Raw genomic sequence first — 22,236 nt, forward strand, 5'->3', positions numbered from 1 at the left:
GCGATCGCTCTGCCTTTTTTATAACTCTGGTTCACCCATTTTTTGATGAGTTAGAAAAAATAGCAGTAGATAAAGATATTTTAAGTGTTAAAAAAAAATAATACCTCTGAGTTAGCTTTGTTGAGACTCTCGGTAAATCGGCTAGCCGAGAATTATGTGTAATATAGATCACTACCAAGCTAGAGGGAAGTTCAAAATGGTTGCATTTACTCTAAAACCAACACAGATGCTCGGACGCATACTATCCGCATCGCTAATTAGTTTGATGTCCTTAGAGGTTCTTACCACCGCAGCGATCGGTCAACCGCCTGCTGCGTCTGTTGAAACCAAGCTGAAAGTGCCTAGTACAATGACCTCTGCGCCCTTTAATACTAACCGTTACTTGAAAGTGCCGCCCAATTTCTCCGTCTCTGTTTATGTTCGCATAAACAAAGCTCGCTTTATGGCACTTGCTCCCAATGGGGATCTTCTAGTATCACAGCCCAGTTCCGGTAAAGTGTTAATCGTCCGGCCAAATGGCAGCAAAGACCCAATTATTTCTGACTTCGTGACGGGTCTACGCAAACCACATGACATTGTGTTTCATAAGATTGACAACACCACATACATTTATATCTCTGAGACTCATCAAATTAACCGCTTCATCTACAACTCTGGAGACTTAATTGCGAAAAACCGTCAAATCGTTGTAACTGGCTTACCAGACAGCAGCACACAGGAACTCAAAGGCGCTTATGGTCACGAACTGAAAAATATCGCACTTGATGCCAACCACAAGCTCTACGTGTCGATCGCCTCTACGTGCAATGCCTGTAAAGAAGATACTGTCAGTACTCCAAAACGTGGTGCAATTTACCAGTACAACGCTAATGGAACCAATCAGCGACTTTTTGCCCAAGGTTTACGTAATGCTGAAGGGTTAGCATTCTTACCTGGCACAAATGACCTTTGGGTAGTCGTTAATAATCGAGATAACATCGCCTATCCCTTCAAAGATAGCAGTAACAATTACGGTAAGGTTATCCCCTCCTACGTAGACAACCACCCACCAGAAGAGTTCACGAAAGTCCGAGATGGCGGTAACTACGGTTGGCCATTCTGCAATCCCAATCCTGACACGTCAAACGGCCTCAACAATATGCCATTTAACTGGGACTATCAGTTCAATGGTGATGGAAAGGTTATTTGTAATGCAATGGACAGGATTAGCAAAGGTATCCAAGCCCATTCAGCTCCCTTGGGACTAACATTCTTACAAAATACCAACTTTCCCAGCCTATACTCAAATGGGGTAGTAACAGGGCTGCATGGTTCATGGAATCGGCAGAAGAAAACGGGCTATAAAATAGCTTACTTTCCCTGGAACAGTACGACAAAGACCCCAGAGCAGGAGATAGATTTAGTCACCGGTTGGGTAGTCCCAGCAACGCAAGAAACCTGGGGGCGACCCGTGGATATGGTAGTAGATGGGCAAGGTAATTTGTTAATTTCGGATGACTACAGCGGCACTATCTATAAGCTTTCCTACACGCCGTCACAACAGGTTAAGGTCTACAGAGACCCTAACTTTGGTGGAATTTCCCAGTTTTTTCCTACAACTCCAGGAGTATACAAAGCAAACCGAGGTGACTTAAATATTGTTGGTAATGACACTATTAGTTCATTAAGTGTACCATCGGGTACAGAGGTACGTGTGTGCCAACATGAAACTGGTGGTTTATGCGGTGACTATACTGGTGGTGATTATAAATCCCTTGGAAATGGCCTTGATAATATCATCTCATTTATAGAGGTCAAGTAGCACCACTCACCGAATTTTTAGGTCTGATATCAAGTCCGGTTAATCACTTATGATTACCGCATCTGCGCAAAAGTCGGAAATGCCTCTTTCCCCTGATTTTTGCGGTCTAAATGATAAGTTTTTAGCCGGACACGATATGAGACTATGTTTGGAAAGTCAACTAGAAACTGCGATTGCAATTTTTCCCACTGCACGCCCAGTTTCGCTATAACCATGAGCCGCCGCTAGTTCTTGTAAGGGATATGTGCGATCAATTACTGCACGAATTTTACCCGCTTCAATCAATTCTTTCAGATAAATCAAATCTTGTGTGTTGGGTTTTTGTAGGATAAATTTAGCTTTTTGAACTGGAAGGAACGCCGTTAAGACGCTCTCTAAGAAGACTTCGGGGCTGGGTAGTGTGGTGATATAAATTCCATTGGGTTTGAGGACTCTTTTGGTTTGAGAGAGCGATCGCTTACCCACTGCATCAAAGATAATGTCATACTGCGCTGTATCTTGGGCGAAATCTTGTTGCGTATAATCAATCACGCGGTCTGCTTCTAAAGATTTCACCAAATCCAAGTTTTTGGTACTGCTAACTCCCGTCACCTCTGCCCCTAAAGCCTTAGCAATTTGCACCGCAAAAATCCCTACACCCCCCGCAGCACCATTAATCAAAACAGTTTGTCCTGCTTGAATATTTCCCCGATCTCGCAGCGCCTGCAGAGCCGTAAGCGCTGCTAAAGGCACAGCCGCAGCTTCTTCATAAGATAGATTCGTTGGTTTGAGTACCGCCAAGTTTTCTGGGATGGCTGCAAATTCGGCGTAGCCTCCTCCAGGGAAGCTAGTACTGCCATAAATAGCATCTCCTGGTTTAAAGCGCGTAACACCAGAGCCAACCTCTACGACTTCTCCCGCTACATCAAATCCCAGAATCTTTGGGAATTTGCTGCCAGTAATTAAGCTCAACATCCCTTTGCGAATTTTCCAATCAATGGGATTAACGCTACTAGCACGAACTTTCACAAGTAACTGCGTTGGCTCAATTTTCGGCTGCTCTACATCTTCATACTGCAAAACTTCAGCCGCGCCATACCGACGGATAATGACTGCTTTCATCGTATTCCTCTTACTACCCTGTTTTACTCACACAACTCAGACAGCCTATTTTTCCTGATAAATCTAGTGTAGCGATGTCTACGATGGGCTACACCTACGCATGGGATTTAACGAAGATGGTAGGCACAGTCAGAGATTTCCTAAAATAGAAATATCAGTCTAAGACTACACCTGTATGCCAGCTAGAGACATCTATCACAATAATGTCAAAAATGCTTTGATTAAAGACAAATAGACAATTACTCATGACCCACTGACTCTGAAGTTTGGTAAAAAAGATTTGTATTGTACTTCATGCAAAAGAAAACTGCTGTATATCTTGCAGTACCTGACAAAGTTTTTAATGATTTGTTTCAAGAACCCATCGGCAAACTTTTGCTGATAAATCATCGTTTAAAGCTGATTACCTTTAATCCAAAACAGGAGGTCATCAAACAATGGATTACATTACACCATGTCCGGTGAAAGACTTATCATTAAGACCGCAGGGGGCAGGGGGCAGGGAGCAGGGGGAAAGAGGGTTTTAAGATTTTTGCATAGATTACGGGAATTATAACTAATTAACCGGACATGATATTACACCAAATTAGACCACTATCGCCAGGTGATTGAAACTATCCTCAGTGAATATGCTTCGCTACCCTATTCCTATGCCAATATTCAATCGGAAGTGGTGTTCGATCGAACCCGCGATCGCTATTTGTGGATGGATATAGGTTGGGATGACGATCGCCGCATTCACGGCTGTCTGGTTCATATTGACCTAATTGATGGTAAAATCTGAATTCATAACGGGATGGCACTGAAGAAGGCATTGCCGCCGATTTAGAACGGGCTGGAATTCCTAAAGAACATATCGTCCTTGGCTTTCGTCCACCGGAGTTAAGACCATACACTGGCTATGCAGTTGCTTAAGGTGCGTAGGCGCAGCCCGTCGTAGACATCGCTTTTTAAAAGTTAACACACAACATTCTCTTTATTCTTCAGTGGTAAATACAACACCTTCATACAACAATTCAATTGGACACTCAAATTCAATGCTTGATAAAGCGATCGTATCTCCAGCCGTGTAGGGATAGTAAAGCCACATCCTACCCTCACCCCGACAGTAACGTTCGACGGAGATTTTTTCCGAGTCAATCAAGATATATTCTTGCAAACTGGGGATTGTCAGATAATAAGTGAATTTTTCACCCCGATCTTTCGCGCTTGTACCTGGCGAAAGAACTTCGGCAATCAGCTTGGGATGTTGAATAAATTTGCGGGCATTCAGGTCTTCAGGGTCGCAACTGACAATAACATCAGGATAATAGTAGCGGCTCTGGGCAGTGAGTTGCATTTTCACATCTAACACATTCACTCGACAACCCCTGGAACGCAAATGAGGGTACAAAGGTCTGTAGAGATTTAGTGCAATGTCGTTATGGGGAATTGTACCGCCTGTCATGGCAAATACTTCGCCATTGGCATATTCGTAGCGAAGGTCTTGCTGAGGTTCCCATTCTAGATATTCCTCAACGGTCATTTTTAGCGGCTGTTGGGGGATAACGATCATAACTAAGATTTTTTCACGCTTGGTTTGATTGTAGCTAAATAGTATCAGTAACAAAGAGCGGTATCTGGAAAACCTCTCTCTTAAAAGAAGAAAGACTTTAAAGTTTCCCCCTTCTAACGCGGGAAGATGGTTAGGTTTTTGCTAAGGTTTGTAATGAGCAATTCAGAAAATTTATTGCGATCGCTCAATCATGTTAGATTATAGTTTGTTGTTTCTCTCAAACACAAAATCCGAGAGTTTCCTACCCATCTCCTGATTGTGAGAATGAAAAAAAGGAGTTAAAAGTTAAGTTTTTTGAAAATGATATGCAGCAATACATCTGTTTTCAGCACCTCATATTGCTTACCAGATAAGACTTAGAACCATAATTGAATATCATTGTCAAAGCAAAAATTAAAAAAATATGAAGTGCATTTTTACCCTCAAAAAAATGATATGTTAGATACAGAATTGAATTTCGCTTTTTTTCTGGAGTAAAACAATATAGATTACTCCAGTTTTTCACCCTCAAAGCCTCGGCATTTATTGCTTTTGACACAAATTGAGGGCAATCTGAGTACACATTTAAATAACCAAAACCCAGTTGCAAGTAGATTAAATTCTTTGCTGGGATTGAGTTGTGGCTGAGTACAAATAAATCCTGAACCCCCATCTATAAACACTAGAACCCCAACCAAAAAATACTAGAACCCCTACCCGAAAAAAACTTTTTTAATTGTTGTAATGGTTGAAGAATTAGGGTTTTTATTATTTGAGTACAAACGTAATAAATCCAATAAATTCTATCCTAGAGAGACGCAACATCTGGCTGGGAGACGGCTGCTATAAATCTTATATCGCCAATCACTTGACGCTCCAATACAAAATGAAGCGAAGAATGAGTGGAGGGATGACATAGCACCATGCCTCAAGTGAATAGAAGTCGCGGCTGTAAGCACAAATTCTACCCAAGAACCGAACATTGACACACACCAGCCGAACATCAGATATCTATCGCCTGCCTTACTTGAAAACAAGTCGCCCGAACCCAAGGGTTTGCAGGCAGTGTGGAAGACGCGACTTCAATTCCTGGGCATAGAGAGTAGCAACAGCATCTCCCACAGTGGCAGCCAAGTCCACCGACCTTTTGCGAAACTCAATGACATCATCGTCTAAACGACTCCTCAACTCCAACGCTACGGAATCGCCAACCCAAGCAAAATCAGGTGGTTGCGGCTGCGACAGCACCAGCAACGCCACCGTGGAAAGGGACGAAAAGCTCCAAGAACGCATTGCGAAACATCCCTGTTACAGCGAAGACGCTCATCACCACTACGCCCGGATGCACGTTGCAGTTGCTCCCGCTTGCAACATTCAATGCAACTATTGTAACCGCAAATATGATTGCGCTAACGAAAGCCGTCCTGGAGTAGTTAGCGAATTGCTAACACCAGAACAAGCAGCACACAAAGCTTTAGTCATTGGCGGCAAGATTCCCCAAATGACAGTTGTGGGAATTGCCGGTCCTGGCGACCCATTGGCGAACCCAGATAAGACTTTCCGCACATTTGAGTTGATTGCAGAGCAAGCACCAGATATTAAGCTGTGTTTATCAACCAATGGTTTAATGCTGCCTGATTACATCGATCGCATTAAAGAATTAAATATAGATCACGTGACGATCACCATTAACATGGTAGATCCAGAGATCGGTGCTCAGATTTATCCTTGGGTTCACTACAAGCGCAAGCGTTATAGAGGTCTTGAAGGCGCGACAATTCTCCACGAAAGACAGATGGAAGGATTGCAAGCCCTTAAAGATGCTGACATCTTGTGCAAAGTTAACTCGGTGATGATTCCCGGAATTAATGACCAGCACTTAGTCGAAGTGAATCGAGTCATCCGTGAGAAAGGTGCATTCTTGCACAACATCATGCCATTGATTTCTGCACCAGAACATGGCACACACTTCGGTTTAATCGGTCAACGCGGCCCCACACCCAAAGAACTCAAAGAAGTTCAAGACAATTGCTCTGGTAACATGAAAATGATGCGTCACTGTCGCCAGTGCCGTGCCGATGCAGTCGGATTGTTGGGAGAAGACCGCAGCCAGGAATTTTCCAAAGAGAAATTCTTGGAAATGACTCCAGAATACGACATGGACAAACGCCAAGAAGTTCACGACGGTATTGAGAAGTTTAAAGAAGAACTGAAAGTAGCCAAAGACAAGGCGCTAGTCGGCAAGAAATTTGCCAACAATCCCAAAGTCCTCGTTGCAGTAGCAACCAAAGGCGGCGGATTGGTTAACCAGCACTTTGGTCATGCCAAAGAATTCCAAATTTACGAAGTGGATGGTAGTGAAGTTCGCTTTGTCGGTCATCGCAAAATTGACCAATACTGCCAAGGTGGATACGGCGAGGAAGCTTCTTTTGAGCATATAATGAAAGCGATCGCAGATTGCAAAGCAGTTTTAGCCTCCAAGATTGGTAACAGTCCTCAAGAAAAATTGCAAAAAGCTGGAATACAGACTGTTGAAGCTTACGACGTGATTGAAAAGGTTGCTTTGGAGTTTTACGAGCAATACGTTAAGGAATTAGGGAACTAGGGAATAGGGACTGGGGACTGGGGATTGGGAATTAACGAAGAATTTTCCCAATCAATACCCAGTATCCAATACCCAGTACCCAGTACCCAATTCCCAGTACCCAATCCCAAAAAGGAGAATAATCATGGCTTACACAATTCTTACTAGCCAGTGTATTTCCTGTAATCTCTGTCTATCTGTATGTCCCACAAATGCAGTTAAAGTGGTTGACGGACAGCACTGGATTGACCCTGAACTTTGTACAAACTGCGTTGGTAGCATTCATACCGTGCCTCAGTGTAAAGCTGGTTGTCCCACCTGCGACGGTTGCGTTAAGCAGCCTAGCGATTACTGGGAAGGCTGGTTTGCCAATTACAACCGCGTAGTTGATAAATTAACAAATAAACAAGATTACTGGGAACGTTGGTTTGACCGTTATTCCCAGACATACTCACAACAGTTGCAAAAGCGTCAACCCCAATCAGTGGGAGCAGAAGTATAAGTAATTCGTAATTCGTAATGACGCTCCTTCGTCGCTAAAGCTTCTCTACGAGACGCACTCGCGTTCGCTAACGTAATTCGTAATTGAAAACAACAATGCAAAAGAACTGCATCTATCTCGATAATAATGCCACCACTAAGGTAGACCCAGAAGTTATAGAGGTAATGTTACCTTACCTCACAGACTATTACGGCAATCCCTCCAGTATGCATACCTTTGGTGGGCAAGTCGGTAAAGCAGTGAGAACAGCAAGAAAACAACTTGCAGCCATCCTGGGAGCTGATGAGTCAGAAATTGTCTACACAAGTTGTGGAACTGAGGGAGATAACGCGGCAATTCGAGCCGCACTGTTGGCGCAACCAGAAAAGCGACACATCATCACCACCCAAGTTGAACATCCAGCAGTACTCAATGTCTGCAAACAATTAGAAACCCAAGGTTACACTGTTACTTATCTATCAGTAAATCATCAAGGGCAGTTGGATCTAGATGAACTAGAAGCCTCCTTGACGGGTAACACCGCCCTGGTGACAATTATGTATGCTAATAATGAAACCGGCACGGTTTTCCCGATTGAGCAAATTGGGTTGCGCGTAAAAGAGTATGGCGCTATATTTCATGTAGATGCGGTGCAAGCAGTGGGAAAAATCCCCTTGAATATGAAGACTAGTACGGTGGATATGTTAACCCTGTCTGGTCACAAGCTGCACGGCCCTAAAGGAATTGGTGCTTTATATATTCGGCGTGGGGTTCGGTTCCGTCCCTTTATTCTTGGGGGACACCAAGAACGCGGACGTAGAGCGGGAACAGAGAATGTTCCAGCAATTATCGCCTTGGGCAAAGCTGCGGAACTAGAACTGTTACACTTAGAAGAAGCGACCACAAGAGAAAGAAGGCTGCGCGATCGCCTCGAACAAACTTTACTGGCTAAAATTCCCGATTGTGTAGTTAACGGTGACGTTACGCAGAGATTGCCAAACACCACAAATATCGGCTTCAAGTACATCGAAGGTGAAGCAATTCTACTGTTATTGAACAAAGACGGTATCTGTGCATCATCCGGTTCTGCTTGCACCTCCGGTTCTCTGGAACCCTCCCACGTCCTGCGGGCAATGGGCTTACCATACACAACTTTGCACGGTTCCATCCGCTTCAGTCTTTGTCGCTACACCACAGAAGCTGAAATCGACCGAGTGATAGAGGTAATGCCCAGTATTGTAGAACGTTTACGCGCCCTCTCACCCTTCAAAAATGATGATGCAGGTTGGTTGCAAGAACAGTCATTAGTCATTAGTCATTAGTCATTGGTCATTAGTTATTGGTCATTAGTCATTAGTCATTAGTCATTAGTTTTGGACAAAGGACAAATGACAACTGACAAATGACAACTGACAAATGACAACTGACAAATGACAACTGACAAAGGACAAATGATAAAGGACAAAGGACAAAAGTTATGTGGGACTACACTGATAAAGTATTAGAACTGTTTTACGATCCCAAAAATCAGGGGGAAATTGAAGAAACGAGCGAAGCTGGAGTTAAGGTTGCAACGGGAGAAATCGGTAGCATTGCTTGCGGTGATGCCCTGAGATTGCACCTGAAAGTAGAAGTAGAATCTGATAAGATTCTAGATGCTCGCTTTCAAACCTTTGGTTGTACTAGTGCGATCGCATCTTCTAGTGCATTAACCGAAATGGTCAAAGGTTTAACCTTAGATGAAGCCCTAAAAGTGTCCAACAAAGACATTGCAGATTACCTTGGTGGTTTACCAGAAGCAAAGATGCATTGCTCTGTCATGGGACAAGAAGCGCTAGAAGCCGCTATCTATAATTATCGTGGCATACCTCTAGCTACCCATGATGATGACGATGAAGGTGCGTTAGTTTGTAGTTGCTTTGGCATCAGCGAGTCCAAAATTCGCCGCGTCGTTCTAGAAAATAATCTCACTGGTGCCGAAGAGGTAACAAATTATGTAAAAGCTGGTGGTGGATGCGGTTCCTGTTTGGCGAACATTGATGATATAATTAAATCAGTTCAACAGGAATACGCCTCACCTGCTCTTAACAATTACGGCGTACAAGTTGCCACAGAAATTGTTACGTCTAAAGAACGATCGCTAACTAACGTGCAAAAGATTGCTCTAATTCAAAAGGTTCTCGATGAAGAAATCAGACCCGTACTCATCGCTGACGGCGGAGATGTAGAACTCTATGATGTCGAAGGCGATCGCGTTAAAGTTGTATTGCAAGGTGCTTGCGGTTCCTGTTCTAGTAGTACAGCAACCCTAAAAATTGCGATCGAAGCCAGATTACAAGATCGTGTCAGCAAGAGCCTTGTAGTCGAAGCAGTTTAGGAATTGCTGTAGGACTTAACGTACTCTACAAATACGCCCTAATATGCATTCAGCCAGGAACAGAAAGTAGGATTTGAACCGAATCATTGTCTCCACTCAATGCTTCATACCAATTCGCCAAAAGAAAGTGACAGATTCAAACCTAACTTATCTTTTTTACGAATTACGTAGACACCCGAAGGATTGCTCCCCTCAAGGTATTACGAATTACGAATTGGTATCAGTCCTACCACTATGACGGCTAACAGCATATAGGCTTCATAGATTAAGCGCCTACTTGCGAATTTCATCATCTAACTCGCTTCAAAGGAACAGAATATGAGTACATTGTACGACAAACTTGGCGGACAACCAGCTATTGAACAAATAGTAGATGAACTCCACAAACGTATTGCGACAGATAACCTCCTCAATCCCATTTTTGCTGGTACAGATATGGTCAAGCAACGTAATCATTTAGTTGCCTTCTTATCTCAGATTTTTGAGGGGCCAAAGCAATACGCCGGTCGTCCAATGGACAAAACACACGCCGGAATGAATCTACAGCAACAACACTTTGATGAGATCGCCAAGCTTTTGAGTGAATCAATGGCTGTGCGTGGAGAGTCGCTAGAAGACACCCAAGCTGCACTAGAGCGCGTCTCAAATTTCAAGGGCGCTATTTTGAACAAGTAATAGGACTGATGCATTGATTGTTGACAAATAGCAAAGTCAAGTCCTATTGAGTCTTTCAAGCTGAAACACATTATGACGTATTTGTAAATCGTGTAATTTTCTTTGTTCTTTGTCATTTGTTTTGACAAAGAACAAAGGACAAAAAGAAAAGAAAAGAAAAGAAATTTAACCAGGAAATATATGTACTTGCTTTCAATAATTTTAGCTGTGGAGCGATCGCCCCCAGCAGGCATTTATGCCAACGCTACCAACGATGCTCTACACGCGCTCACTACTGTCGCTCAACTGGCGTGAACGCAACTGACAAACGCGCATACCCACTAACCAACCAATTGCAGGGAAATACGGATCATGACAGAAGAAAAGATTAGACAGATAGCTTTCTACGGTAAGGGCGGTATCGGTAAATCTACCACTTCCCAAAACACCTTGGCAGCTATGGCAGAAATGGGTCAACGCATCCTCATCGTCGGTTGCGACCCTAAAGCTGACTCCACCCGTTTGATGCTGCACAGCAAAGCTCAAACCACCGTTCTTCACCTCGCCGCAGAACGTGGTGCAGTAGAAGATATCGAACTCCATGAAGTAATGCTGACCGGTTTCCGTGACGTTCGTTGCGTAGAATCTGGTGGTCCAGAACCCGGAGTAGGTTGTGCAGGTCGCGGTATCATCACCGCCATCAACTTCTTAGAAGAAAACGGTGCTTACCAAGACCTAGACTTTGTATCTTACGACGTGTTAGGTGACGTTGTATGCGGTGGTTTTGCTATGCCTATCCGTGAAGGAAAAGCACAAGAAATCTACATCGTGACATCAGGTGAAATGATGGCGATGTATGCTGCTAACAACATCGCTCGTGGTGTTCTTAAGTATGCTCACACAGGTGGCGTGCGTTTGGGTGGTCTGATTTGTAACAGCCGTAAAACTGACCGGGAACACGAACTGATCGAAACCTTGGCAAAACGGTTGAACACCCAAATGATTCACTTCGTACCCCGTGACAACATCGTTCAACACGCAGAATTGCGCCGGATGACTGTTAACGAGTACGCACCTGACAGCAACCAAGCTAACGAATACCGGACATTGGCTACAAAGATCATCGACAACAAAAATCTGGCTATTCCTACACCTATTGAAATGGAAGAACTAGAAGACTTGTTGATTGAATTCGGTATTCTCGAAAGCGACGAAAATGCTGCAATGTTGGTTGGTAAGACTGCTGCTGAAGCTCCTGTAGTATAAGTCACCGCTAAAAAATAACGCTTTAGCACAAGGAAAAAGGAAGAATCTCATATTTTACCTTTGACCTTTGACCTTTGACCTTTCCCTCTAATCTCCCCCCTAATCTTACAGGGGACTCCTAGTCCCCCTATGCCCCGATCGTTACGAATCACAGAGGCTAAGTATGACACCTCCAGAAAATCAAAACATCATTGAAGAAAGAAAAGAACTAATTAAAGAAGTTCTCAGTGCTTATCCTGAAAAAGCCGCTAAGAAGCGGGAAAAACACTTAAACGTATACGAAGAAGGTAAGTCCGATTGCGGCGTTAAGTCTAACATCAAATCCCTTCCTGGGGTAATGACCGCTCGTGGTTGTGCTTACGCCGGTTCTAAAGGTGTGGTCTGGGGTCCTATTAAGGACATGATCCACATCAGCCACGGGCCTGTAGGTTGCGGTTACTGGTCTTGGTCTGGTCGTCGTAATTACTACATCGGCACCACAGGTATTGATACCTTTGGTACCATGCACTTCACCTCCGACTTCCAAGAACGAGATATCGTCTTCGGTGGTGACAAAAAACTTGTCAAGTTAATCGAAGAACTTGATGTACTTTTCCCCCTTAACCGTGGTGTTTCCATTCAATCTGAATGTCCCATCGGTCTAATTGGGGATGACATCGAAGCTGTTGCTCGCAAGACATCGAAAGAAATTGGCAAGCCAGTTGTACCTGTACGTTGCGAAGGCTTCCGGGGTGTTTCCCAATCTTTGGGACACCACATTGCTAACGACATGGTTCGTGACTGGGTATTTACCAGATCAGACCAAGCCAAGAAAGACGGTACACTTCAGTTTGAAGGTACTCCTTATGATGTAGCCATCATTGGTGACTACAACATCGGTGGTGATGCTTGGGCTAGCCGCATCCTGTTAGAAGAACTCGGCTTGCGCGTAGTCGCTCAGTGGTCAGGTGATGGCACCATCAACGAAATGTTGATGACCCCCAATGTGAAGATGAACCTCATCCACTGTTATCGGTCGATGAACTACATCAGCCGTCACATGGAAGAAGCTTATGGTATACCCTGTACAAAGTATGATTCAATATATTGTGATACCAGGATTTAGTCCACGTCTAACTTTGCTTAGTTTAAACATTGTTCTAAATGGACTAAATTTTAAGACACATTTAAGACACAATGAAAAGCAAGGCGCAGGACGTTTTTGAAGATTTCACTCCACCAGCATCTACCGATGGCAGCTATCTAGGAACGCAGAAACACATGAAGGCTACTCGGCAGCATCTGGAACGCAAATTTGAGAAGGGCTTGGCAGACACTAGGGCCCGTCTAAAAGGCGCTAAGGTCAAAGTGGGTTTGGTCGTAGCACGGGAGACTATTCAATTGCAAGCATCCCTACCCATCAAACCTGGCGATCGCGACACCAAGGGGACTGGTTTTAAGCAGTACAAGATTTCACTAAACATCCCTGCAAGTTTGGACGGGCTGAAAACAGCAGAGGAAGAGGCGAACGAGCTAGGCAAGCTGATGGCCCGGAAACAGTTTGAATGGACTGACAAATATCTGGGTAAAACAGCTAGGGACGCGAACAGATGTCAAACACTTGGTGATGTTTTAGAAGAGTTTGAAACTGAGTATTTCAAAACACACAAAATAACAGAAAAAAGTAAACACACCTTTTTCTATTACAAAGAGTATTTACGACGACTGATTGGGCTAGATACTTTATTGACTCAATCGGAGATTGATAGGAAAGTTGCAGAATTAACGGGAGATTCTGCTAGATACAGCGCCGTTAAATCGTTGAAGGTTTTAAAAGCAACTCTTAATTTAACTAGTTTCACTCTCGAACATTTTAAAGCTACACAACCAAAAAGTCAGGTTAGGGACATTCCCAGTGATGAGGATATCATCAAATATTATGAATCTTTTCATCAGTACTCATTGACTAGGAGCTTAACAATTAAAAAGAATTGCTTAGACAGTTGGAAGATGTGGGAATGGGTATATGGAATGCTTGCAACCTATGGACTACGCCCAAGAGAACTGTTTGTAAATCCTGAAATTGATTGGTGGTTGAGTCCTGAAAATAAAGATAATACATGGAAGGTTCATCCAGATACTAAGACTGGTTACAGAGAAGCTTTACCACTACATCCTGAATGGGTTTACTTGTTTGATTTAAAAAATGTAGAGCCTTTGAAACTGTTAAAAGCTCAAACTGATGACAGAACTAGTTTTACAGATATCAACACTATTCGGGTTAATTGCTCATCGTGGTTTAGGCGCGTAAATATTCCGTTTACGCCCTATGATTTACGCCATGCTTGGGCGATTCGAGCGCATATTATGGGCATTCCAATTAAAGCTGCTGCTGATAACTTGGGGCATTCTGTAGAGATTCACACTGAGATTTATCAGAAGTGGTTCAGCTTGGAGAATCGGAAGAAGGTAATTAAGCAGGCAGTAGATAAAAAAGATGGCATCGATGCGCTCAAGGATGAGAATGCACGGCTAAGGGCTGAAGTGGAATATCTCAGGCAAGCTCTGGCACGGTATCAAATCAGTGAGGTGTTGTCTAATTGATACACTACGGAGTTCTCAACATCTACTTTTATGATTTTGATTCTTGTGTGCAATTTTTTTTTCGCTGTCTTTTTTTTTGAAAAAAAGGTAACAATTTTTTTTTCTCGCTGGCCTTTTTTTTTGAGAAAAAGGTAGCAACGTAGCAACATTTCGGCTACATCCTTTGCTATATATGGATTAGAGGCTGTTGCTACCTTTGAAGATAATTGATTGATATTTATTGCCGTATTGCTTGCTGTGGCTGGATTTTAGCCTCTGTTGCTACCTCACCATATTCCTGTTGCTACCTTCACGCCTGCAAATCCTTCTAGACAAAATGCCTATTTTTTGGGAATTTCTGTTAAAAAATGGCACTGGAAAATTTTGTCTACAGTTGCTAAAAACGGCATCCAGAGCGGTTTTTAGCCATCTACAGCCCAAAATTTAGGGCGATTTTTCTGTAGACAGTGTAGACAGATAACAGGTGAGGTAGTGAGCGACTTGTGTACCACACATCTAGCTCATAGGTGGCACATGTGAGGTAGGTATGAGCTAGATATGGACTGCTTAAGTCAACTGTAGACAAGGTGTAGGCGGACTGTAGACGCACACATGAGCTACTTAAGTCAGGTTATAGAGAGCCGATTGACCCACGCGTAAGCTCTTTAATAAAGGCTTCAATCGCCTTTCCTGCCGTTGATTGCTTGCCAACTTTTAGCTTGTTGAGCGTGCGATCGCGGGTTAGGATTAATTCTTCATTGCTTGGTTGCCCGGTAGTAGCGCTATTCTCTTCTGCTACCGGGCTTTCAATTTTCCCCGCAGTTCCTCCAGTTGCGATCGCACTTCAGTTAAGCTTGCTTCCACTTCTTGCTTAACCAATGACTTGATGTCTACAGGTGTAGACGATACTGTAGACGGTTCTACAATCCCTACCAACATTCCCCTAAGTAATCTAGCAGCTGTTTGGCTTGGGGATTTATCCTCTGAAAGTTGGAAAGCTTGCAGCGCTTCTAGTTCAGCATCGGTGAAGCGAAATGAAATTATATTGCTACGCATTTGTAGACTATCTGTAAACTAACCTGTCAACATCTTATGTCAACGGTAAGCAATTGTCTACAAAACTGTAGACAATGTTGACAATCACCAGTAAACAGCCTAGACTATTTGTAGACAAAAGTAGACATTAGTCAACAAGGTTGTAGCGAGTAAATCGTAGTGTCGTTTCGCTCCCTACCCACGGCTGATGGATAAATGATCATCTGTCCCGAAGAAGTGCGATCGCAATTTGTTGCGAAATCTGCTTCAATGATTTCAGATACCTGATACGACAAATGAGGTCAGCGCTTGAATGCGCCCCAGTGCAGAGGACTTCGACCTCCTCTGACTGGCACGACTTCCCCCTTAAAAGTTCTCACGCCAGTAAGGAGGCAATAGTATGTTAGCGTCTGACGCGCCCACTTTGGGCATTTTTCAGCAAGCGTCAAAGTTTTGGCGTTTGCGAGTCAGTAAAGAATTCGACAAGCCCGAATATTACATTGGTCAAACCGTGCTGCACAAGACAAAGGTGAAGCAGGGTGAAATCTTGTACCCAGTAACAGTTCTGGGACTTTCCTGGACAGGCTTGGACTGGCAGTACAGGGTTTCCTTGCCAGAAGACCACCCTTGGTTTGAGGTAGACGATAACGAATCAGAATGGGTTGATGACCGGGAGCTTGAGCCGATGTAATTAATTAAAATGCCTTGGTCAGTGTTAACGCCACCTTCCAAGGCTAAATCCCACTCAGTTAAACCACTTTATACATCGGTAGTCGCTCCAAGGGGAAGTATACTTAATTTTATTGTCCCGCGCCTGGTGCGATTTTTGCAGTACTTTTTGCAAAAAATAAGTGCCGGACAGTGGCAGTCAAGTTGTTAGTTTCAGCGAACTATTTGACTAAACCACCATATATCCCAAACTCGAACCGGTGAGAACAATCGTGAAAGTGAACCAAACATCCACAAACTTAAAACATTTGAGATTGTCGAACCATGACAAAGAAAGTTTACCACGTCTACCGTTTAAGCGCCTCTAAACAAGAAGGAGATTGGGCAGAAGCTACCAAAGCAAACCCTTGTCCGTTATGCGATAAACCTGACTGGTGTAGCGTAGCTGCCAGCGGTGATGCGGTGTTATGCCGTCGCACGGACAGAGCGCCCGCTGGCTGGAAGCACATCAAAGACAGCAAAGACGGCTACCCCATCTACGTGAAAACGGGAGCGGTTAGCGATTACGTACAAAATCACCGTCAGCGACTCCAACTGACACCACCCAAACCAAAACCTGTAATTGCAAATAGCATTTGCCTAGCCACGCTACCATTATCTGTCAGCACGCCAGAAAAATGGACAGGGAGAAATAGCTCCACATATTGGTACTCTAAGACACAGAGTGTACTACGAGTTGAGAAACCAGATTGTACCAAACCCAAGGGTTACAGCAAGCAGGTTTATCCAGTACGCATGGACGAAGAGGGGTGGCCTCTCAATGGCAAAGGATTAGATCCGTGGCCGCCTTACCGAATAGATGAAGTTAAGGAATATGGCAAAGGGAAATGGATTTTAGGTGTTGAGGGTGAAACTTGTGTAGAGGTAGCCCGGACTTTGGGACTGATAGCGTTCACTTTCCAAGGGAGTTGTTGGGGTGAAGCTGATCTATTAAATGGGATGCAGATGTTTCAAGCAGCGGGCGTTGCCGGAGTAATTTACATTCCTGACAATGACAACCCAGGGCGGAAAAAATCAGCAGCGCTAGCCAATGCAGCTATCAAATCCGAGATGCCATTTATAGAAGTGCTATCCACAGCGCTGTGGTCATATTGTCCAGACAAAGGCGATGTAGCAGATTGGGTGGAATGGGGAATGGCACAAGGTTTTAACCGAGAAGATTTCATAGAGCGCCTGGAGCGAGAAATTCAAAGCACTGCTGAGTCAATCACTGATCAGGTATCGTCAGCCCGGAGTAAAAGTAAGCAAATGCTTAACTTGATTACCGCTGAATGGGGACATCGCCTGCGGTTTAACACCATGACCATCAAACCGGAATTAGACAGTGAACCGCTAGACATGGACATCTTGGCAATTAACTTGATTGATGAGTTTGACATCGACATCAGCAGCGAGAAGGCATCGCAGATAGTACTTAGTCTTGCCAAAAAACGTTCATACTCTCCAGTACAAGAGTACTTGGAACGCGTAGCCGAGCATTATTCATCTGTTGACCTGGGGATATTAGATGATCTTGCGACTCGCTACTTTGGCAGCAATGAACCGCTGCATAACGTTTTCATGAGAAAACACTTAATTGGACAAGTGAAGCGGGTATTTGAACCTGGGTGTCAGCATGACACAGCTGTAGTATTGCAGGGAAACCAGGGCATCAAAAAATCGACTTTTTGGCGAACGCTAGCTGTTAACCCTGACTGGTTCGATGATACGATTACCAGCGGTAACAATGACAAAGACGAACGGCTCAAGCTGAGGCGATTTTGGATTTTAGAGCTAGCAGAACTCGAATCAGTTTTTAGACGCAAAGAGATAGCGAGTTTACGGGGTTTTCTCACAACTAAGGATGATAACTTGCGGGTTCCCTATGGGCGGTCGATTGAATCCTTTCCCAGAACTAGCTGCTTTGTGGGCAGTGTTAACCCGACGCAATTCTTAGTTGACCCAGAGGGACACAGAAGATACTGGATTATTCCCGTCACCGTTGACAAAATCCCTGTAGAGAAACTGGCTGAAGAACGGGACAGGTTGTGGGCAGCAGCTGTTATCGCCTATCGCAATGGAGAGGAAAACCGCTTAACCAAAAGTGACGAAAAGCGCAACGCTCTGCTAAATAAACGCCATGAGGTAAGCGATACCTGGGACGAAGCAATCGACGCATTCTTGGAGTTTCAATCAGAAACCACCGTCAGCGACATTTTGAGTAACTGCCTCAAAATAGAACTTGGCAAGCACGATCGCACTTTACAGATGCGGGTGGCTGAGTGCTTAAAGCGCATTGGGTGGCTAAAGTGCGAGAAGCAGAGGATTAGCGGCAAGATTTTACAGATGTGGAGGAGGCGGCAACCGGAAGAGGGTGAGTAGCAACTGAGGTAGCAACAGAGGTAGCAACAAAAAATGAAAATCCTTCAAATCCAGCCACAACAAGCAGTATGGCAATAAATATTAATGAACTATCCTTAAAGGTAGCAACAAAGGTAGCAACAACCTCTAATCCAGATACAGCAAGTAATACAGCCGAAACGTTGCTACCGTTGCTACCTTTTTTGAGATTTTTGCAGTGAAGAAAAATTTTTTGTACACAAAAATCCTTGTTGAGTTTCACTCAACGACAACGCAATGGGGTACACGCCCGCTCGATTGCGATCGCAACTGAGTAGACGAAACTTCCGGTTTTGACTTCCGACTTCCACAACTAGCTGGTGAAGTTGTAAGTTGAAGTTGGAAGTTAGCGCAAGGTGCAGCGCTACCTTGAAGTCACACAAAGCACTTTTTATAATTGGGATCTAAATCAATGGACGCGTTACAACATAAACCCTTTGGGTCTGCATTTTTATTAGACGATTTTATACGGCCGTTCTAGCAACTCCGTAGCAGCGTCGTAGCTCTACTCACCCATTAAGGCGCGATATGCAATATCGTCGTTGAGCGCTCGTAGAACAGATGTGGAATTATTGGTTTTTTCTATGTTCTCTCTTGTGACTCCTTAAGTCTCTATAAACGCTATTCTCTGCTATAACATTTCAACCCCTGCTAGGGATGTAACCACCCTATGGGTGGAAAATCTTACCAACTCATTACAAGCCTTTCTAAACCCCATGTTGCGCTATGCGAAATATTAACCCTCGCTCAACGCTATAACGCTCTATAACAGCAGTCGTGCAAGCTGCAATTTTCACGTGGTTTGATTTTCGGAGATATTAAATATCTCCCTAGTTTTTCGCGTGGTTTAAAAACACTTGTATAACGACTGCACAACGGTATTGGAACCCTATAGGGGTTCACTAGCTACGACAGCATAACGAGTGTTCCGTACTTTGGAAATGTATAACATTTCCCTATGTCCCGTACTCACGCTACAAGCAGGAAACATTAATGTTTCCGCTCAAAAAGATTAGACATCTCCAAAATAGTAAGATTCTGTGGTAAAAGAATATCAAGGAGCTTTTTGACACAGAAAAATGAGCGATATACTGAATCATATTGAAGAGAATCATAAAAGAACAAAGCGGTTAATTGATCTGGAGTATGAACAGTTACAACAATTAATTCAAAATGCAGAGCGATTACACCATGACAAACAAGAGTTATTAGAATCCAAAAAAGTGAGAATTATTGCTGGTGGTGGAGGTCGTAAACCAAAATTATCGCTCAAAGAACAAATAATTTTAACGTTGGTTTATCTCAGGCATCTGACTACATTTGAGCTTCTTGGTATCCAGTTTGGTGTGAGTGAGTCCACTGCAAATGATACATTTAACTATTGGTTGCCAATACTCAGAGAATTGCTACCATCCAGTTTAATTGAACAAGTAAAAAAAAACGAATCTGACTTGATGGTAGTCAAAGAAATACTTACAGATTATGAATTAATTGTAGATAGCTATGAACAACTAAGGGAAAGACCTGTGGATAATAAAGAACAAGAAAAATATTACTCTGGTAAGGCATGTAAACATACATTTAAAAGTCAGATAATTATCTTGCCAGATGCCAAGGATATCGTTGATGTTGTAGCTGGCGAACCTGGACCAAAAAGCGATATAACAATGTTTAGAGAAAACCGCGATAACTTTGACCCAAAACAAAAATTTAAGGGAGATTTAGGATATCTTGGAGAAGATTTAATTGATACACTTTCTTAAACGCCAAGAAATGGAAAGTTAACAATTGAACAGAAAAAAGAGAACAAGGAGTTTTCATCCAACCGAGTATTTGTTGAACACCGAATTCGTGAGGCAGCGCGTTGCGGGGGTTCCCCCCGTTGTAGCGACTGCCGTTCTGTAAAAATCTTTCGAGTTGTTCAAGAAAGATTTCGGTTAAATCCGAAAAAGTATGCTGAGGTAATTTTGACAATTTGTGGAGTAGTAAGATTACGAATTGGGGCACTTGTATTACCAGCAGAAATATACGCATTTACCTGAGAGAAAATGAATGCACATAGCCACGTTTTTTTGTCGGATTATTAACAACAAACATCTCAAGCTCCTATTCTCTTGTCGAAACTAGCTGATTGCTCTCACTGGCGATCGCACCCTATAAGTTAGCCACAGAGATACTTGGGCAGTTTTCGGAGATGTCTATTGGTGAACAATAAAGATAAAAACCTAATAGGTTTCGCCAGAAAGTTCTAAGGATTTTAAAGGCTCTCTTGGAGCGGCTATAGGGCCGCGCACTCATGCCGCCCTAAACCTTGAGTGCAGCAGTGAATTACCGCGTTGCATCTTCACGCACACTGTACAGCAGTTCTCGCCAGCATCAAATTTTTGCAACGGTAGAGCGTGAGCAGCGCGAATCTTGCGACCGCACAAAGTAAACCAAGTTTCCTCTCCCGGTTTCTCGTTGTCCATTAGATGCAATGCCTTGTTTTGGCTCATTGGCCTTCCTAATACATCCATGCTCATACACCCGTGTTTTAAACAAGTGTATAAACTTTGACAGAGGTTCTGCAAGCAGTTGCAAAAATTTGCTGGACTACTTTAAGTTATCCGTCAGCGAAAATTGACGAAAATTTACCGGACAACCTATAGGTTATCCGTCAGCAAGTTTTAAGTTACTCTCTTCCGCATTAACCCTAAAGAAACCAACTAAACATATACATCTCCTACTTCGAGATACTATATGTAAGCTTTCAGGCTCGATTACTAATTCTGTTGCGTATATAGCTAAAACTTCACGCCCCTTCACTCCAGTAAGCCACAATTCGCAAATTAAATTACCATTGCAGTAGGGTTTTGGATGTTTAAATCATAAGCTTTAAGACAAAAACAAGCCACGTGAAACGCAGACTTGCAGAACTATTGATATACAAGGGTTTTAGGCTTTAGCTTACCATATACCCTGGTTGGAATACAATTTCTTCGGCCCCACCAAGATTGCTGAATCTTTACGGGAAATTGCTTCTAAGTTTGACGAAACAATCCAAGCAAATGCTGAGAAGATTATCGCCAAGTATCAGCCCACAATGGATGTGATTCTTGACAAGTATCGCCCCCGCTTAGAAGGTAAGACTGTCGCCATCATGGTTGGTGGTCTGCGTCCTCGCCACGTTGTCCCAGCCTTCCAAGACTTGGGCATGAAAATGATTGGTACAGGTTATGAGTTCGCTCATAATGATGACTACAAACGTACTACTACCATGATCGAAAACGGCACCATCGTTTATGACGACGTTACCGCTTACGAATTCGAGGAATTTATCAAAGCGCTGAAGCCTGATTTGGTAGCTTCTGGTGTGAAAGAGAAGTACGTCTTCCAAAAGATGGGTCTACCTTTCCGTCAAATGCACTCTTGGGATTACTCCGAACCTAGCGATGCCTACGGCGGGCTACGCGCCAACGCACTTCAACATCATAATAATGCAGGTTTTTTTAGCGGCGGGAGAAAAAAGACTGTATTTCTAGCCTAAATACAAGTTGCAGAGTTATGTAGGAACAATCTGTTTTGATGCTTTAGACATTATAACTCTTATTCAGTCTAGTTTTTAAATTTTGCTTGCATTTTGCTCAAAGAAAAACTGTAAAATTAAAGACTATTTTTAATGACGATTTTTTAGATTAAATAGTGCGATCGGTTTGAAAGAGTTAGTCTGCTAGGCATGATCGTAGCTTATAAA

20 protein-coding genes and 2 pseudogenes are annotated in these 22,236 nt (G+C 43.3%); 18 read left to right on the top strand and 4 right to left on the bottom strand.

Annotation, left to right across the window (positions count from 1 at the left end):
* Positions 1–196 precede the first annotated feature (196 nt).
* Positions 197–1,801 (top strand): PQQ-dependent sugar dehydrogenase, encoded by a 1,605-nt coding sequence (locus V7K41_RS15585; protein WP_334849522.1) that lies wholly within the window; start codon positions 197–199, stop codon positions 1,799–1,801.
* Positions 1,802–1,957: 156 nt separating this feature from the next.
* Here V7K41_RS15585 and V7K41_RS15590 read toward each other — a convergent pair whose 3' ends face one another.
* The gene (locus V7K41_RS15590) at positions 1,958–2,902 is read right to left on the bottom strand and encodes an NAD(P)-dependent alcohol dehydrogenase (RefSeq protein WP_334849524.1); all 945 of its coding nucleotides are present in this window, start codon (positions 2,900–2,902) and stop codon (positions 1,958–1,960) included.
* Positions 2,903–3,077: 175 nt separating this feature from the next.
* Between V7K41_RS15590 and V7K41_RS32890 the strand changes: the two genes are divergently transcribed.
* The 4 genes from V7K41_RS32890 to V7K41_RS15605 all read left to right on the top strand — a co-directional run bounded on the left by V7K41_RS32890 (position 3,078) and on the right by V7K41_RS15605 (position 3,817).
* Positions 3,078–3,137: an element excision factor XisH family protein gene (locus tag V7K41_RS32890; protein ID WP_442943200.1), complete on the top strand. Its 60-nt coding sequence runs from the start codon at positions 3,078–3,080 to the stop codon at positions 3,135–3,137.
* Positions 3,138–3,196: 59 nt separating this feature from the next.
* Entirely contained in the window at positions 3,197–3,367 is a 171-nt protein-coding gene (locus V7K41_RS15595) for an element excision factor XisH family protein (RefSeq protein WP_334849526.1), read from the top strand.
* 139 nt (positions 3,368–3,506) lie between these two features.
* Positions 3,507–3,686, top strand: coding sequence for an element excision factor XisI family protein (locus tag V7K41_RS15600; RefSeq protein WP_334849528.1), 180 nt, complete (start codon positions 3,507–3,509; stop codon positions 3,684–3,686).
* Between the two features lie 56 nt (positions 3,687–3,742).
* Positions 3,743–3,817 carry an element excision factor XisI family protein gene (locus V7K41_RS15605; RefSeq protein ID WP_334849612.1) on the top strand — a complete coding sequence of 25 codons (75 nt, stop codon included), beginning with the start codon at positions 3,743–3,745 and terminating at the stop codon, positions 3,815–3,817.
* 61 nt (positions 3,818–3,878) lie between these two features.
* Here the strand turns inward: V7K41_RS15605 and V7K41_RS15610 are convergent, their stop codons facing one another.
* Positions 3,879–4,457, bottom strand: a complete 579-nt coding sequence (locus V7K41_RS15610; RefSeq protein ID WP_334849530.1) for a Uma2 family endonuclease — start codon at positions 4,455–4,457, stop codon at positions 3,879–3,881.
* Between the two features lie 1,138 nt (positions 4,458–5,595).
* On the opposite strand from V7K41_RS15610, the gene nifB reads away from it, so the two are divergent.
* From nifB to V7K41_RS15650, 8 genes and pseudogenes are all read left to right on the top strand, one after another.
* Positions 5,596–7,041, top strand: coding sequence for a nitrogenase cofactor biosynthesis protein NifB (nifB, locus tag V7K41_RS15615; RefSeq protein ID WP_334849532.1), 1,446 nt, complete (start codon positions 5,596–5,598; stop codon positions 7,039–7,041).
* 124 nt (positions 7,042–7,165) lie between these two features.
* Positions 7,166–7,522: a 4Fe-4S binding protein gene (locus V7K41_RS15620; protein ID WP_334849533.1), complete on the top strand. Its 357-nt coding sequence runs from the start codon at positions 7,166–7,168 to the stop codon at positions 7,520–7,522.
* 95 nt (positions 7,523–7,617) lie between these two features.
* Positions 7,618–8,823, top strand: coding sequence for a cysteine desulfurase NifS (nifS, locus tag V7K41_RS15625; RefSeq protein ID WP_334849534.1), 1,206 nt, complete (start codon positions 7,618–7,620; stop codon positions 8,821–8,823).
* Positions 8,824–8,978: 155 nt separating this feature from the next.
* Positions 8,979–9,878, top strand: a complete 900-nt coding sequence (gene nifU / locus V7K41_RS15630) for a Fe-S cluster assembly protein NifU (protein WP_334849535.1) — start codon at positions 8,979–8,981, stop codon at positions 9,876–9,878.
* A gap of 318 nt (positions 9,879–10,196) precedes the next feature.
* Positions 10,197–10,553, top strand: a complete 357-nt coding sequence (locus tag V7K41_RS15635) for a globin domain-containing protein (protein WP_334849536.1) — start codon at positions 10,197–10,199, stop codon at positions 10,551–10,553.
* Positions 10,554–10,904: 351 nt separating this feature from the next.
* Complete coding sequence (gene nifH / locus V7K41_RS15640; protein WP_334849538.1) at positions 10,905–11,798, top strand: nitrogenase iron protein; 894 nt, start codon at positions 10,905–10,907, stop codon at positions 11,796–11,798.
* Between the two features lie 163 nt (positions 11,799–11,961).
* Positions 11,962–12,876, top strand: a pseudogene (locus V7K41_RS15645) (nitrogenase component 1); the annotation flags it as partial.
* Positions 12,877–12,974: 98 nt separating this feature from the next.
* Positions 12,975–14,381 (top strand): site-specific integrase, encoded by a 1,407-nt coding sequence (locus V7K41_RS15650; protein ID WP_334849539.1) that lies wholly within the window; start codon positions 12,975–12,977, stop codon positions 14,379–14,381.
* A gap of 774 nt (positions 14,382–15,155) precedes the next feature.
* Here the strand turns inward: V7K41_RS15650 and V7K41_RS15655 are convergent.
* Positions 15,156–15,416: a hypothetical protein gene (locus V7K41_RS15655; protein ID WP_334849541.1), complete on the bottom strand. Its 261-nt coding sequence runs from the start codon at positions 15,414–15,416 to the stop codon at positions 15,156–15,158.
* Positions 15,417–15,795: 379 nt separating this feature from the next.
* Between V7K41_RS15655 and V7K41_RS15660 the strand changes: the two genes are divergently transcribed.
* The 4 genes from V7K41_RS15660 (at position 15,796) to V7K41_RS15675 (ending at position 20,266) form a co-directional block, all read left to right on the top strand.
* Entirely contained in the window at positions 15,796–16,086 is a 291-nt protein-coding gene (locus V7K41_RS15660) for a hypothetical protein (RefSeq protein WP_334849543.1), read from the top strand.
* A gap of 302 nt (positions 16,087–16,388) precedes the next feature.
* The gene (locus tag V7K41_RS15665) at positions 16,389–18,485 is read left to right on the top strand and encodes a VapE domain-containing protein (protein ID WP_334849544.1); all 2,097 of its coding nucleotides are present in this window, start codon (positions 16,389–16,391) and stop codon (positions 18,483–18,485) included.
* 68 nt (positions 18,486–18,553) lie between these two features.
* Positions 18,554–18,685, top strand: coding sequence for a hypothetical protein (locus V7K41_RS15670; RefSeq protein ID WP_334849546.1), 132 nt, complete (start codon positions 18,554–18,556; stop codon positions 18,683–18,685).
* 897 nt (positions 18,686–19,582) lie between these two features.
* Entirely contained in the window at positions 19,583–20,266 is a 684-nt protein-coding gene (locus tag V7K41_RS15675; protein WP_334849548.1) for a transposase family protein, read from the top strand.
* A gap of 531 nt (positions 20,267–20,797) precedes the next feature.
* Here the strand turns inward: V7K41_RS15675 and V7K41_RS15680 are convergent.
* Positions 20,798–20,998 (bottom strand): hypothetical protein, encoded by a 201-nt coding sequence (locus V7K41_RS15680; protein ID WP_334849550.1) that lies wholly within the window; start codon positions 20,996–20,998, stop codon positions 20,798–20,800.
* Between the two features lie 449 nt (positions 20,999–21,447).
* Here V7K41_RS15680 and V7K41_RS15685 point away from each other — a divergent pair.
* Positions 21,448–22,029, top strand: a pseudogene (locus V7K41_RS15685) (nitrogenase component 1); the annotation flags it as partial.
* Between the last annotated feature and the right edge of the window lie 207 nt (positions 22,030–22,236).

This window comes from Nostoc sp. (assembly GCF_036917415.1).
Taxonomy (GTDB): Bacteria; Cyanobacteriota; Cyanobacteriia; order Cyanobacteriales; family Nostocaceae; genus Nostoc.